Below are 13,174 nucleotides of genomic sequence, written 5' to 3' on the forward strand. Positions count from 1 at the left end.
AGTGAATTGTTGGGACGAGACTCCGGTGTGCGCTGTTCAGTCGAAGCTGGCTGGGACGAGCTGTCGGCGCATCGTGAGGAAGTAGGGTTCCTTCGCCTCCGCATAGCCGTGGGAGTCTCCATGATCGGCATGTTCGTGGGCCAGAGCTCGTTTCAGCTGCTCATACCTGCGTCGTTCGCTCTCGTCGCTGCTCAGGAGCTCAACGAACTTCCGTGCGAAGGCGGCGCCGACGGAATCCGTCGTTCGGACGTGGAGGTTGACTGCCTGGCCCGGGTCCGTGTTCGCGTGAAATCGTTTGGCCTCCTGCTGCCCCTCGCCGAGGTTGTCGACCGAATCCTGGCCGGGAAATCCCAGCTCCGCCAAGCGGTCGGACAGATCACGTGCAACGTCGAGATCGGAGACGAGGAGCTGCAGATCGATGATGTCCTTCGCGGCGAGATCGGGCACCGCTGTTGATCCGATGTGATCGATGCGGAAATGATCGCCGAGACCGTGGTGGAGTTTGGCGATGATCCGCTGTGCCTGCAGCGACCAGTCGTGGCCAACGGGCTCGACGAGTTCGGCCGGTCCGCGCTGGGCACGTTTCCGTTTGGCCAGATTGGCCGCAAACGGGAGGATCCGGTCTTCGACCAGCCGGGCGACGGTGTCCCGGGTGTCGCTGACCTCTCCTGCGTTGTCGATGATGACGTCGCAGACCGCGTAGCGCTGTTCATCGGTGGCCTGGCGGGCGATGCGTGACTGGGCATCGGCGCGGTCCATGCCTCGGGCGCTCATCAGCCGCTGCAGTCGAAGTTCGGCTGGCACATCGACGAGGAGGTTGAGGTGGTAGGACGGGGTCATCCCGTTCTCGACGAGAAGGGGAACATCGTGGACGACCACCTCGGCGTCGGCATGTTCGGCGAAGTGATCGATCGTGCGATCGCGGATAGCTGGATGCATGAGGGCATTGAGTGCAGCGGTCGACTCTTCGTCCCCGAAGGCCGCGGCCGCCAGCTGAGCTCGGTCGAGTCCCCCATCGTCGGCGATGACGTCCTCACCGAACCGCTGGGCGAGCTGAGCCAGCAGCGGCTCTCCCGGTGCGACGACTTCACGCGCGATCTTGTCGGCGTCGATGATGGCCGCGCCATGGTCGGCGAGGATCTTGGAGACGGTTGACTTCCCGGCACCGATGCCGCCGGTGAGACCTATTTTCAACATGCCTTCAGCCTAGCGATATGACCCGGCGCTAGCGATTCAGCGGGTAGACGAGAACACCCTCGTCATCGAACATCGGCTCGCCGAGGCTCGAGTTGAGGAAGTCTTCGTAGTCACCGGGTTCGCCGGGCAGCAGTGGGGCATCAGGGGCGAGTATCACATAGTCGACTCCCGAGGCGCGCAGCTCGTCGACGGCGGCACGGACTTCGGCGCTGTCGGGGTCGGGGAAGGGTGCGCCGGCGAAGACCGTGTCGTAGAGGACCTCGTCGAGAGCGTCTTCGGGGGCCGCATAGGTGACGTCCGACTCCGGGCTCGAGCCGATGAAGTACCCGCCGGTCTCCCGGTAGTGAAAGCCGCTCACGGCCTGCCACACCATGGCCTCATCGGCATGCGGTTCGGCCCAGGCCAGGGGGCGCGGCACGGTCTTGACCACGGACCCGGCGGGGACCACCTCGGTGATGGACTCGGTGTAGAAGTCCGGCACGTAGACCTCTCGCGAGGTCTGCACCCCGGGGACCACGACCACCGCGGAGATGACGAGCAGTCCCAGCAGCGCCTGGGCTCGGCGCCTTCGGATATTCTCCAGGGCCCATTGCAGCCCGCAGCCGAGGATCGCGAACAGGGCGATCGTCGAATGCAGGACCAGGCGCATGGGCAGAATGTTGTTGAGCACGGGGATCGCTTCGATCAGCGCGAAGGGACCGACCCCGGATACGACCGTCCCGTTGAGGAGGACGGGTGAGCCCAGTGAAAGGACGAAGACCACGAACCCCGTCGCCGAGGCGATGGCCAGGATCGTCTTATACCTTCGACTGCGGATCAGGCAGATGACGATGATGACGGCGGCGATGAGCGCGGGAATGCCGACATAGGCTCCGAGCTCGGCGGAATCGATGTCCATGACGCGCGGGATCGGCGATGATCCGGACCCGAGCAGCGTCGGGCCTGCGGGGATGATGGGGTCGAGCAGGTCGGTGTTCCACACCCCATGGGGTCTGATTGCGCCTGTGGGGGCGTTCGGGCCGCGCATGGTCAGCAGCAGGGGAATCGCGAGCAGCAGTGCAAGGGCAGAGCCGATCACACCACCAAGCCCTAACCGCAGCCAACCGGCCAGGGTCCACGCTCTTCGGCCGAAGACGGCGATGGAGATGAGCAGACACAGTGCCGCGATGAAGGTTCCGGCGAGCACCTCGGTGGAGACGTAGAACTGGAAGCCGAGGACGGCGCCGAGTCCGAGGCTCAGCGCCCAGAACTCACGGCTGGCGAAGCCCGTCTGCGGAGCCCGCAGGACCAGTTTGATGATGATCAGCGCCACCAGTGGCGGGGCGACGGCGAAGGCGAGGTTGGGATGGCCGGAGGCCTGTGCGATGACGTAGCTGGAGAAGCCGACACCGCCGGCCGCGACGAAGGCGGGGACGTGGGTGAGGAACCGTGAGAACAGCGCCGCGGTCGCCAGACTCACGAGGACAGGGATGGAGATGATGAGCAGGTTGTAGCTGACGACGGGTCCCGCTGCCCAGGTGATGGGCGCTAAGATCAGCCCCAGTCCGGCCAGGGAGGTGTTCCAAGCGCCGTTGACTCCCCCGTGGAGAGTGTTCATCGCCTCCGTGTAGAGGTAGCCGTCCGCGGTTCCGCTCTGAGCTGCGTCGTTTCCCAAGCCGAGCTGTGAGCCGAGCAGCTCGGCCGCATGTCCGAGCCACCAGATGAACAGCGATGAGTCGTCATTGCTTGCGACGACCTGTCCACCGGGATCGGCAGCGACCTGCCCGAACACACAGATGCTGACAACGGTCAGCAGAAGCGCGTACCACAGCCAGGGACGAGCCCGCTGTCGCAGAGTGGGAGCAAACACAAAGGGCTCCCGATCAATCGACCGGGAGCCCTTGTGAGTGCTGTTATCAGCTGCCTGCAAGCTTCTCACGCAGAGCTGCGAGAGCTTCGTCGCTGGCCAGTGTTCCTTCGTCGCCTGCCTCTTCCGAGGAGAACGATCCGGTGGCTGGAGCAGCTTCGGCAGGAGCGCTGCCTGCTTCTTCGGAGCCGGCTTCGGCATCCGCAGCGATCGCCTTGGCGACCTGCTTCTTGTGCTCTTCCCAGCGTTCCTGAGCGGCAGCGTACTGCTGCTCCCAGACCTCGCGCTGTGAATCGAAGCCTTCCATCCACTCGTTGGTCTCGGGATCGAAGCCTTCTGGGTACTTGTAGTTGCCGTCTTCGTCGTATTCCTGCGGCATGCCGTAGAGGGCAGGGTCGAGGAATTCGTCGGCCTCTGGGTCGACGCCTTCGTTCGCCTGCTTCAGCGACAGCGAGATGCGGCGACGTTCGAGGTCGATGTCGATGACCTTGACGTAGATGGTCTCGTCAACGGAGACGACCTGTTCTGGCAGGTCCACGTGGCGAACTGCGAGTTCGGAGATGTGGACGAGGCCTTCGATGCCGTCTTCGACGCGCACGAACGCACCGAATGGAACCAGCTTGGTGACCTTGCCGGGAACGATCTGGCCGATGACGTGGGTGCGAGCGAAGTGCTGCCATGGGTCTTCCTGAGTCGCCTTGAGCGACAGGGAGACGCGTTCGCGATCCATGTCGACGTCGAGCACCTCAACGGTGACCTCGTCACCAACGGTGACGACCTCGCCTGGGTGATCGATGTGCTTCCAAGACAGTTCAGACACGTGTACGAGTCCATCGACACCACCGAGGTCGACGAATGCACCGAAGTTGACGATCGAGGAAACGACGCCGGGACGGACCTGGCCCTTCTGCAGGGTCTGCAGGAAGTCGTGGCGGACAGCGGACTGGGTCTGCTCGAGCCATGCGCGACGGGACAGAACGACGTTGTTGCGGTTCTTGTCCAGTTCGATGATCTTGGCTTCGACCTGCTGGCCGATGTAAGGAGCAAGGTCGCGGACGCGACGCATCTCGACGAGGGAAGCGGGCAGGAAGCCGCGCAGTCCGATGTCGACGATCAGGCCGCCCTTGACAACCTCGATGACCGTACCGGTGACAACACCGTCGTCTTCCTTGATCTTTTCGATGTCGCCCCAGGCACGCTCGTACTGAGCGCGCTTCTTGGACAACATGAGTCGGCCTTCTTTGTCTTCCTTCTGAAGAACGAGGGCTTCGATTTCGTCCCCGACCTCGACGACTTCGCCGGGATCGACATCATGCTTGATGGAGAGTTCTCGCGAAAGGACGACGCCTTCCGTCTTGTATCCGATGTCGACGAGCACTTCGTCGCGATCGACCTTGACGACGGTGCCCTCAACGATGTCGCCATCGTTGAAGTACTTGATCGTTTCGTCGACTGCGGCGAGAAAGTCCTCAGCGGTTCCGATGTCGTTGACAGCGACCTGCTTCGGCTGCACCGATTCCGGCGTGGTGGTGGTCATATAGGTTGGGACTCCGATGGAATTATGGTCCAGATCCGATACTCTGAGGCGATGCTGTGAAACAGCCCGAGAACTGGATCCGGTCTCGATTACGATTTTGGACATGTATGCATACGCGCATACGGTTGTCAATACTAGCATCATCCATGGCGTGAATGCACGCCGAAGTCGGAAAAGAAACATGGCGATCGCCACGGAGGAATGATGAGCGACGGAAGTTATCAAGCCGAGGTCATCAGCGGTGGCTATCTGCCCATCGATGAAGAGGCCTCAGTACGCGCCAACAGAGGGTATTGGGACAATTCCGCCGAGGAGTACCTCGCCGAACACGGCAGTTTCCTGGGCGCCTCGGAGTTCATGTGGTGTCCCGAGGGAATTCACGAATCCGATGTGAATCTGCTCGGCGATGTGCGCCGACGCCAGATCCTCGAGGTCGGCTGCGGTGCCGGTCAGTGCTCGCGCTGGTTGGCCGAAGAAGGTGCCATCGCCACGGGCGTAGACGTCTCCGCCGGCATGCTCGAGCAGGCTTCTCGCCTGCAGCGAGAGCATCCCCTCAGCGAGGACGCCACTCCCCCGACGTTCCTCCACGCCGATGCCCGAGAACTGCCGTTCGCTTCGAACAGCTTCGATGTCGCGTTCTCCTCCTACGGTGCCCTTCCCTTCGTCAAGGACGCCGAGGTGGTTCTGTCCGAGGTCGCACGTGTGGTCCGCCCCGGTGGACGGTGGGCGTTCTCAACGACCCATCCGATGCGGTGGATGTTCCCCGATGTGCCCGGTGAAGCGGGCCTGACGGTCGAATACTCCTACTTCGACCGCACCCCCTACGTCGAGATCTCCTCCGATGGACAGCCCGTCTACGCCGAGCACCATCGCACGATGGGAGATTGGGTGAATCTGCTGGTCACGGCCGGCTTCACGATCGATTCGGTGACCGAGCCGGAATGGCCGGAGTCCAATCAGACGGCCTGGGGCGGCTGGTCTCCGCTGCGCGGCTCCCTCATGCCCGGCACCGTCATCTTCTCCACCACGCTCAACAAGGACTGACTCCGGGCTCAGTGCGCTGCGTCGTGCCAGGAGGTTCCGGTGCCGACGTTGACGTCGAGCGGCACGTCGAGTTCGAAGGCTGAGCCCATCTCCTCGGTGACGATCTGCGTGACAGAGTCGATCTCCTCGGGGTGGACGTCGACGATGATCTCGTCATGGACCTGCAACAGGACCGTTGACTTGTGATCACCGAGGCGGTCGCTGACCTTGAGCATGGCGATCTTCATGATGTCCGCGGCAGATCCCTGGATCGGGGCGTTGAGCGCAGCGCGTTCGGCCATGTCCCGCAGCTGTCGCCGGTCGCTGTGCAGTGCCGGCAGGTAGCGCCTGCGACCCATGATGGTCTCGGTGTAGCCGTTGGCGCGTGCCTGTTCGACGATCTCGTCGAGGTAGTCCTTGACTGCTCCGAAGCGTTCGAAGTACTGCTCCATGAGATTCTTCGCCTCGTCGACGCCGATGGCCAGCTGGCGGGAGAGACCATAGGCGGAGAGTCCGTAGACCAGACCGTAGGACATGGCCTTGACCTTCGAACGCATCGCCGAGTCGACCTCGTCGATGCCGACGCCGAAGACCTTAGACCCGACGTAGGAGTGCAGGTCCTCGCCGTCCTTGAATGCCTGGATCAGTGCGGCGTCGCCAGAGAGGTGGGCCATGATGCGCATTTCGATCTGCGAGTAGTCAGCCGTGAGCAGTCGAGCGTCGTCGACGTGTGGGTCGGCGATGAAGATCTCGCGGATCCGTCGCCCCGATTCGGTGCGCACCGGAATGTTCTGCAGGTTCGGGTCGAGTGAGGACAGCCGCCCTGTCGCAGCGACGGTCTGCTGGTAGGTGGTGTGGATGCGTCCGTCCTCGGCCACGGTTTTGAGAAGTCCGACGACGGTCTGCTTGAGCTTCGTGGAGTCACGGTAGGCCAGCAGGTGCTGCAGGAACGGGTGCTCGGTCTTGATGAACAGCTCCGCCAACGCCTCGGCGTCGGTGGTGTACCCGGTCTTCGTGCGCTTGGTCTTGGGCATGTCGAGCTCGTCGAAGAGCACGGTCTGCAGCTGCTTCGGCGACCCGAGGTTGACCTCATGGCCGATCGCCTCATAGGCGAGTTCTGCGCTCGCGTTGGCCTGCTTCGTGAATTCGTCGATGAGTCCGGACAGTCCTGCCTCGTCGACGGCGATGCCGGCCAGTTCCATTCTGGCCAGCACAGGCACCAACGGCAGTTCGATATCGCGATAGACCTGGCTCATATTGGCTTCGTCGATCTTCGCCGCCAGAATGTCATGGACCTCGAGCAGCGCGGCCGCCCTGTGCCCGTGGGTCTGAGCGGTTTGATCGGATTCGAGGTCAAGTGCCAGCTGCCCGCTGTCGGACTCGGCATCGCTGAGTTCTATCCCGGCGCGTTCGAGTGCGATCTGCTGCAGTTCGTAGCTGCGCTGATCGGGCACCAGCAGGTAGGCAGCCAGGGCCGTGTCACCGGCAACGTCGTCGACGTCCAGGCCCAGTGAACGCCAGGCCTTGATCTGTGTCTTCGAACTGTGCAGGATGAGGGTCTTCGACCGCAGCGCCGAGCTCAGTTTCGAGACATCGGCTTCCCCCGCCTCGGCGAGGTCGACGACCCAGGCCTCGTCGGGCGCACCGGACACGGCAAGGATCCGCACGTCACCGTGTCCGAGTTCGTACCGCGCATCGGAATCGAGGGCGAGCACATCGGAGTCCGCCATCTTCTCCAGAAGTGCGGGCACGTCGAGGGTCTCAACGGAGACCTCGCGGGCGGGACCCGAAGCCTCCTCTGGGACGGCCTCTTCGCCGAAGATCGCACTCAGTCGTTTGCCGAGGGCCTGGAATTCGAGTTGGTCGAACAGGCTCGAGAGCTCGCTCGGGTCGCCCTCTCCCCATTTGAGATCGGCATAGGTCAGGCCCAGGTCGACATCGTCGAGGAGGCGGTTGAGTCGGAAATTGCGTTCGACCTCAGAAATGTGGTCGCGCAGCTTCTCCCCGACCTTGCCTTTGATCGCGTCCGCGTTCTCCAGCACACCCGGCAGATCACCGTAGACGGCCAACCACTTCGCTGCGGTCTTGTCACCGACCCCGGGGACGCCGGGAAGATTGTCGGCCTTCTCCCCCACCAGGGCCGCGAGCCCACGGTAGTTCACGGGCGTGACCGCGTATTTCTCTTCGATCGCGGCCGGGGTCATGCGATTGAGGTCGCTGACTCCGCGTTTGGGGTAGAGGATCGTCACGGAGTCGTTGGAGAGCTGGAAGGAGTCCTTGTCCCCGCTCATCACCTCGACCTGCGCACCGGCTTCGGTGCCCATACGCGCCATGGTCGCCAGCGCATCGTCTGCTTCGAAGCCCTCTTTGGTCACCACTGTGATGCCCATGGCCACCACGATGTCCTTGATCAGATCGATCTGCGGGTGGAACTCCGGCGGCGTTTTGGCTCGTCCTGCCTTGTATTCGGGGTACTCCTCGAGGCGGAAGGTCTGTCGCCCCAGGTCGAAGGCCACGGCCACGTGGCTGGGTGACTCGTCCCTGAGGACATTGATGAGCATCGAGATGAAGCCGTAGATGGCGTTCGTCGACTGGCCGGTGCTGGTGGAGAAGTTCTCCACCGGAAGGGCGTGGAATGCCCGGTAGGCCAGAGAGTGTCCATCGATGAGCAGGAGGGATTCGTTTACTTGAGTCACATGACATAGCCTATCGTTCAAAACTGACATGAAGGAGAACGATGTTCATTCCGACCGCATCGCTGAGCGCTCACACCACTGAAGATCAGTGTCGGGAGATGCTCGGCCAGCTCAACAGTCCAGAAGCGGTCGGTGCCCTCGCCGCGAAGATGGGCATCGAGTTCACAGAACTCAGCCATGACCATGTCACGGGAGCGGTGCCGGTGACGGACAACACTCAGCCGATGGGCCTCTTCCACGGCGGCGGTCATGTCGTGCTGGCCGAGTCCCTGGCCTCGATGCACTCGTTCCTCATCTCCGGTGGCAAGAACGTGGTCGGAGTCGACCTCAACGCCACGCATCTGCGCGCGGCTCGAGACGGTACGGTGACCGGCCGCGCCGAGGTGCTCCACCAGGGACGTACGATCGTGTCCCATGAGGTGAAGATGACCGATGCCGCCGGCCGGCTTCTCTCGATCGTGCGGATCACGAACATGATCCTCAAGACCGAACCCAAGTGAGCAGCGGCCGGTGACCGGCCGACAGGCTGTCACCGCTGAATGAAGGAGGCCGGCGAATCCTCATCGGATTCGCCGGCCTCAGTATGTGTTCGGGTGGGGTGTGAGCTACTTGCTGGAGCCGATCTGCTTGAGAACGGTGTCGGCAACCTCACGCATGGTCAGGCGGCGGTCCATCGAGGTCTTCTGGATCCACCGGAAGGCCTCGGGCTCGCTGAGACCCATCGAGGTCTGGAGCAGGCTCTTGGCGCGTTCGACGACCTTGCGGGTCTCGAAGCGTTCGGTCAGGTCGGAGATCTCACTCTCCAGGGAGCTGATCTCCGCGTGACGCGACAGGGCGATCTCGAGGGCAGGGATGAGGTCCGCGGCCGTGAAGGGCTTGACCACGTAGGCCATTGCTCCGGCATCGCGAGCTCGCTCGACGAGCTCCTTCTGCGAGAAGGCGGTGAGCAGGACCACCGGGGCGATGCGCGCCTTGGCGATCCTCTCCGCTGCGGAGATTCCGTCGAGGATGGGCATCTTGATGTCCATCACGACGAGATCTGGGCGCAGCTCTTCGGCCAGGCGGATAGCGGATTCGCCGTCTGCGGCTTCGCCGACGACGTCGTATCCGACCTCGCGCAGCATCTCGACGATATCGAGACGAATCACGGCCTCGTCTTCCGCCACTACGACGCGGCGAACCGGCACGGACTCATCTGAAGTTGGTTGTTCGCTGTTTGAAAGCACGGCACCAGTCTAAACCAGGCCTCATCCGTGCACCGACATCGGTACCCAAGTTTCTTCTGTGATGGTAGCCACCCGTGTGATCGTCGCCACCGAACAGGAACTGGAAACGGCGGCAGCACCGAGCCTCGGCACCGATTGTGCAATCACATAAAAGCTGTCGTAAACTCGTCCCTGTCGCGGATTCCATCCGCGGCCCAGCCGGATTGGCGGAATCGGTAGACGCGGTGCACTCAAAATGCATTGTCGAGAGACGTGTGGGTTCGAGTCCCACATCCGGTACAAATAGCTCCAAGTCTCAGTTTGTTCTGAGATTCAGTGCGCAGATGAATCAGCGCTCAGATGCACAAGACCCCCGAACTCAGGTTCGGGGGTCTTGTGCATCAGTGCTCGGCGCTCAGGGCCAGCAGGCGTCGAAGCCGCTCAGGCTCGAGTCCCGCCCGACGGCTGTTCGAGTTCAGCCTCGTCGGAACCTTCGGCGCTGCTGCCGGCAAGAACGCTCTCGTCCGCATCCTCATCGACTGGCACATAGCCGTCGATGCGATCGGAATCATAGCGCACCTCATCGAGGATGCCGTGGCGCTTCGCGACGATCGCCGGGATGAGTGCCTGTCCGGAGACGTTGAGAGCCGTGCGCCCCATGTCGACGATCGGTTCGATCGCCAGCAGCAGTCCCACACCTTCGAGCGGCAGACCGAGCGTGGACAGCGTCAGAGTCAGCATGACCGTGGCACCGGTCGTTCCTGCCGTTGCCGCCGAACCGATGACCGAGACGAAGACGATGAGGAAGTACTGGACGATCGTGAGATCGATTCCGAAGAACTGAGCCACGAACACGGCGGCGATCGCGGGGTAGATCGCAGCACAGCCGTCCATCTTCGTGGTCGCACCGAAGGGCACCGCGAAGGCCGCGTAGCTCTGGGGAACACCGAAGTTGTCGGTGGCGACCTTCTGGGTCACCGGCATAGTGCCGATCGATGACCGGGAGACGAAGCCCATCTGCGCGGCCGGCCACACACCAGAGAAGTACTGGCGAACGGAGAGACCGTTGAGCTTGGCCAGAGTCGGGTAGACGACGAAGAATACGATCGCCAGCCCCACGTAGACCGCGACGACGAACCACAGCAGGGAACCCATGGTCGACCAGCCGTAGGAGTTCACGGCATTGCCGATGAGGCCAAGGGTGCCGATCGGTGCGATGCGCACGATCCACCACACAACCTTCTGCACGACGGCCAGTGCCGCCTCGGTGAACTGGAGGAAGGGTTCAGCGGCCTTGCCGACCTTGACCGCGGCGATGCCGATCGCGCCGGAGACGATGATGAGCTGAAGGATGTTGAAGTCGACCTCGGAGACCAATCCGCCGGCCTCATCGGCGGAGGTGCCGACCTCGAGCCCGAGGAAGTTGACGGGTACGAGTCCGGTGAGGAATCCGATCCAGCTGCCTTCCGAATCGGGGGCCGAACCGCTCAACGATGTGGCGTCAGCGTGCATGCCCGGCTGAATCACGACGCCGAGGATGAGTCCGATGAGAACGGCGATGAGCGCCGTGAATGCGAACCACAGGAGCGTGGAGACGGCGAGTCTGGCCGCGTTGGTGACCTTGCGCAGATTGCCGATGCTGGCAATGATCGCGGTGATCACGAGCGGCACGACAGCTGCCTTGAGGAGGGTCACATAGGAGGATCCGATGGTGTCCAGGGTCGTTCCGAGCCAGTTATCCTGGTCTTCGCTGACCGGCCCCCAGGAGCGGGCAATCAGTCCGAGGATCACGCCCGCAATCAGGGCTATGGTGACCTGCACCCCGAATGATCGGCTCCATTTGGGCAATCTCATGCCATTCCTCTTCTTCGTCTGTTGGTTTCCGGGCAAGGCTCATCTCACGAGCCGTTCACCCACAGCACAACTGTTGAGCAATCTCGGAAATTCCGCAAGTTCGAGTGAAGTGCATCTCACTGGCTCTTCGCCTGCCTGGGCACATGACAACGGCGGCCACCCCGACTCGGGGTGGCCGCCGTTGTCGACGCCTCAGTGCCTGGGTGTGCCGCTCTCTTTGACGATCGGCACCTCACGAGTGATCGGCGACTCGGACACGATGCCGTATCCGGCCAACGGATCCTCCTCGTTGTCCGAGGAGTCTTCGTACGCCGCGGCAACGCCCTTGGCCGCATCACCCATCGTGTGGATGCGCAGAGCGTTGGTCGAGCCGGGAATTCCGGGAGGGGACCCGGCAACGAGGATGCTCTGATCTCCCTCGCGCGCGGTTCCGTCGGCCAGCAGCACAGCATCGACCTGCCTGGCCATCTGGTCCGTATGACGCACGGTCTTCACGAGATAGGGACGCACGCCCCAGGTCAGCGCCAGCTGGTGGCGCACCTGTGGATCAGGAGTGAAGCCGAGGATCGGCCAGGCCGGACGCAGCCGCGACATCCGGCGGACGGAGTCACCCGTCTGCGAGAACGTGCAGAGCAGATCGATATCAAGCTGCTCGGCGATCTGAACGGCCGCTGCGGTGACGGCACCACCCTTGGTGTGGGGAACGGTGCCCAGCTGAGGAATCCGCTCCATGCCGTGTTCCTCGGTTGATTCGATGATCCGGCTCATGGTCCGGATCGCTTCGACCCAGTAATCACCGACAGAGGTTTCACCGGAGAGCATGAGGGCATCGGCGCCGTCGAGGACGGCATTGGCACAGTCGCTGGCCTCGGCGCGCGTCGGCCTGGCCGCATCGATCATGGTCTCGAGCATCTGCGTGGCCACGATGACCGGCTTGGCCTGCTGACGTGCGATCTCGACCGCGCGCTTCTGCACGATGGGGACCTGCTCGAGCGGCAGTTCCACGCCGAGGTCGCCGCGGGCGACCATGATTCCGTCGAAGGCGTCGATGACGGCGTCGAGCTGCTCCACGGCCTGTGGCTTCTCAAGCTTGGCGATGACGGGGGCGGTGATGCCGACCTCGTCCATGACTGCTTTGACATCGTCCATGTCTTCGGGGCTGCGCACGAAGGACAGCGCCACCCAGTCGAACCCGAGGCTGAGACCCCATTTGAGGTCCTCGATGTCCTTCTCCGACAAAGCTGGGACGGATACCGGAACGCCGGGCAGGTTGATGCCCTTGTGGTTGGAGATCGTTCCGCCGATCTCCACCTCGGTGACGACGTCGGTATCGGTGACCTCGGTGGCCCGCAGGCGCAGGCGCCCGTCGTCGATGAGCAGCGGATCGCCGACGGACACATCGCTCGGCAGAGTCGACAGTGTGGTGCTCACGACCTCGGCGGTGCCGGCGATGTCGCGGTTAGTGATCGTGAAGGCTGCGCCTTCGACCAGCTCTTCCTTGCCGTTGGCGAAATTGCCGACCCTGATCTTCGGGCCCTGCAGATCGAGCAGCAACGCGACGGCGCGGCCGGTGTCGAGCGCGGCCTGGCGCACCCAGGCGAATTTCTCTTCGTGTTCTTCCCGCTTGCCGTGGCTGAGATTGAATCTGGCCACGTCGACGCCTTCGTCGACGAGCGCGCGGATCTCTTCATAGGAGTTCTGATTCGGACCTAATGTTGCGACTATCTTTGCACGCCTCATGCACACCACCCTACCTGTACCGTGGCGGGCGATCCGAACCGCCCGCCACGTCTGTTCGTCGGAGGAGAGTCACGCA

At 62.9% G+C, this 13,174-nt stretch carries 9 protein-coding genes and 1 tRNA gene; 3 read left to right on the forward strand and 7 right to left on the reverse strand.

Annotated elements, in window-relative coordinates:
* Nucleotides 1-36: 36 nt before the first annotated feature.
* From coaE to rpsA, 3 genes are read right to left on the reverse strand one after another with little or no spacing between them, the layout of a single operon-like run.
* Nucleotides 37-1,197 carry a dephospho-CoA kinase gene (gene coaE / locus PGC08_RS11010; protein WP_271708420.1) on the reverse strand — a complete coding sequence of 387 codons (1,161 nt, stop codon included), beginning with the start codon at nucleotides 1,195-1,197 and terminating at the stop codon, nucleotides 37-39.
* A 28-nt stretch (nucleotides 1,198-1,225) separates the two neighbouring features.
* A complete protein-coding gene (locus PGC08_RS11015; protein WP_271708421.1) occupies nucleotides 1,226-3,046 on the reverse strand; it encodes a hypothetical protein in 1,821 nt (606 codons plus the stop codon).
* Between the two features lie 46 nt (nucleotides 3,047-3,092).
* Complete coding sequence (rpsA, locus tag PGC08_RS11020) at nucleotides 3,093-4,580, reverse strand: 30S ribosomal protein S1 (RefSeq protein ID WP_069600240.1); 1,488 nt, start codon at nucleotides 4,578-4,580, stop codon at nucleotides 3,093-3,095.
* Between the two features lie 204 nt (nucleotides 4,581-4,784).
* Here rpsA and PGC08_RS11025 point away from each other — a divergent pair, with 204 nt between their 5' ends.
* Entirely contained in the window at nucleotides 4,785-5,624 is an 840-nt protein-coding gene (locus PGC08_RS11025; RefSeq protein WP_009881388.1) for a class I SAM-dependent methyltransferase, read from the forward strand.
* An 8-nt stretch (nucleotides 5,625-5,632) separates the two neighbouring features.
* Here the strand turns inward: PGC08_RS11025 and polA are convergent, their stop codons facing one another.
* Nucleotides 5,633-8,299, reverse strand: a complete 2,667-nt coding sequence (gene polA / locus PGC08_RS11030; RefSeq protein WP_271708422.1) for a DNA polymerase I — start codon at nucleotides 8,297-8,299, stop codon at nucleotides 5,633-5,635.
* A 41-nt stretch (nucleotides 8,300-8,340) separates the two neighbouring features.
* Between polA and PGC08_RS11035 the strand changes: the two genes are divergently transcribed.
* Nucleotides 8,341-8,799: a PaaI family thioesterase gene (locus tag PGC08_RS11035; RefSeq protein ID WP_009881391.1), complete on the forward strand. Its 459-nt coding sequence runs from the start codon at nucleotides 8,341-8,343 to the stop codon at nucleotides 8,797-8,799.
* A 105-nt stretch (nucleotides 8,800-8,904) separates the two neighbouring features.
* On the opposite strand, the gene PGC08_RS11040 is transcribed toward PGC08_RS11035, so the two are convergent.
* Complete coding sequence (locus PGC08_RS11040; protein ID WP_404801969.1) at nucleotides 8,905-9,525, reverse strand: ANTAR domain-containing response regulator; 621 nt, start codon at nucleotides 9,523-9,525, stop codon at nucleotides 8,905-8,907.
* A 197-nt stretch (nucleotides 9,526-9,722) separates the two neighbouring features.
* Here PGC08_RS11040 and PGC08_RS11045 point away from each other — a divergent pair.
* Nucleotides 9,723-9,804: transfer RNA gene (locus PGC08_RS11045), tRNA-Leu, on the forward strand.
* A 141-nt stretch (nucleotides 9,805-9,945) separates the two neighbouring features.
* Here the strand turns inward: PGC08_RS11045 and PGC08_RS11050 are convergent.
* Nucleotides 9,946-11,358 (reverse strand): dicarboxylate/amino acid:cation symporter, encoded by a 1,413-nt coding sequence (locus PGC08_RS11050; RefSeq protein ID WP_096158770.1) that lies wholly within the window; start codon nucleotides 11,356-11,358, stop codon nucleotides 9,946-9,948.
* Nucleotides 11,359-11,550: 192 nt separating this feature from the next.
* Nucleotides 11,551-13,098, reverse strand: coding sequence for a pyruvate kinase (pyk, locus tag PGC08_RS11055; RefSeq protein WP_271708423.1), 1,548 nt, complete (start codon nucleotides 13,096-13,098; stop codon nucleotides 11,551-11,553).
* Nucleotides 13,099-13,174 lie beyond the last annotated feature (76 nt).

The organism is Brevibacterium sp. BDJS002, from assembly GCF_028201555.1.
GTDB lineage: Bacteria > Actinomycetota > Actinomycetes > Actinomycetales > Brevibacteriaceae > Brevibacterium > Brevibacterium aurantiacum.

Coding starts and splice junctions, on each gene's coding strand:
- pyk (WP_271708423.1), bottom strand. CDS start 13,098: ATGAGGCGTGCAAAGATAGTCGCAACATTAGGTCCGAATCAGAACTCC.
- PGC08_RS11025 (WP_009881388.1), top strand. CDS start 4,785: ATGAGCGACGGAAGTTATCAAGCCGAGGTCATCAGCGGTGGCTATCTG.
- rpsA (WP_069600240.1), bottom strand. CDS start 4,580: ATGACCACCACCACGCCGGAATCGGTGCAGCCGAAGCAGGTCGCTGTC.
- coaE (WP_271708420.1), bottom strand. CDS start 1,197: ATGTTGAAAATAGGTCTCACCGGCGGCATCGGTGCCGGGAAGTCAACC.
- PGC08_RS11050 (WP_096158770.1), bottom strand. CDS start 11,358: ATGAGATTGCCCAAATGGAGCCGATCATTCGGGGTGCAGGTCACCATA.
- PGC08_RS11035 (WP_009881391.1), top strand. CDS start 8,341: ATGTTCATTCCGACCGCATCGCTGAGCGCTCACACCACTGAAGATCAG.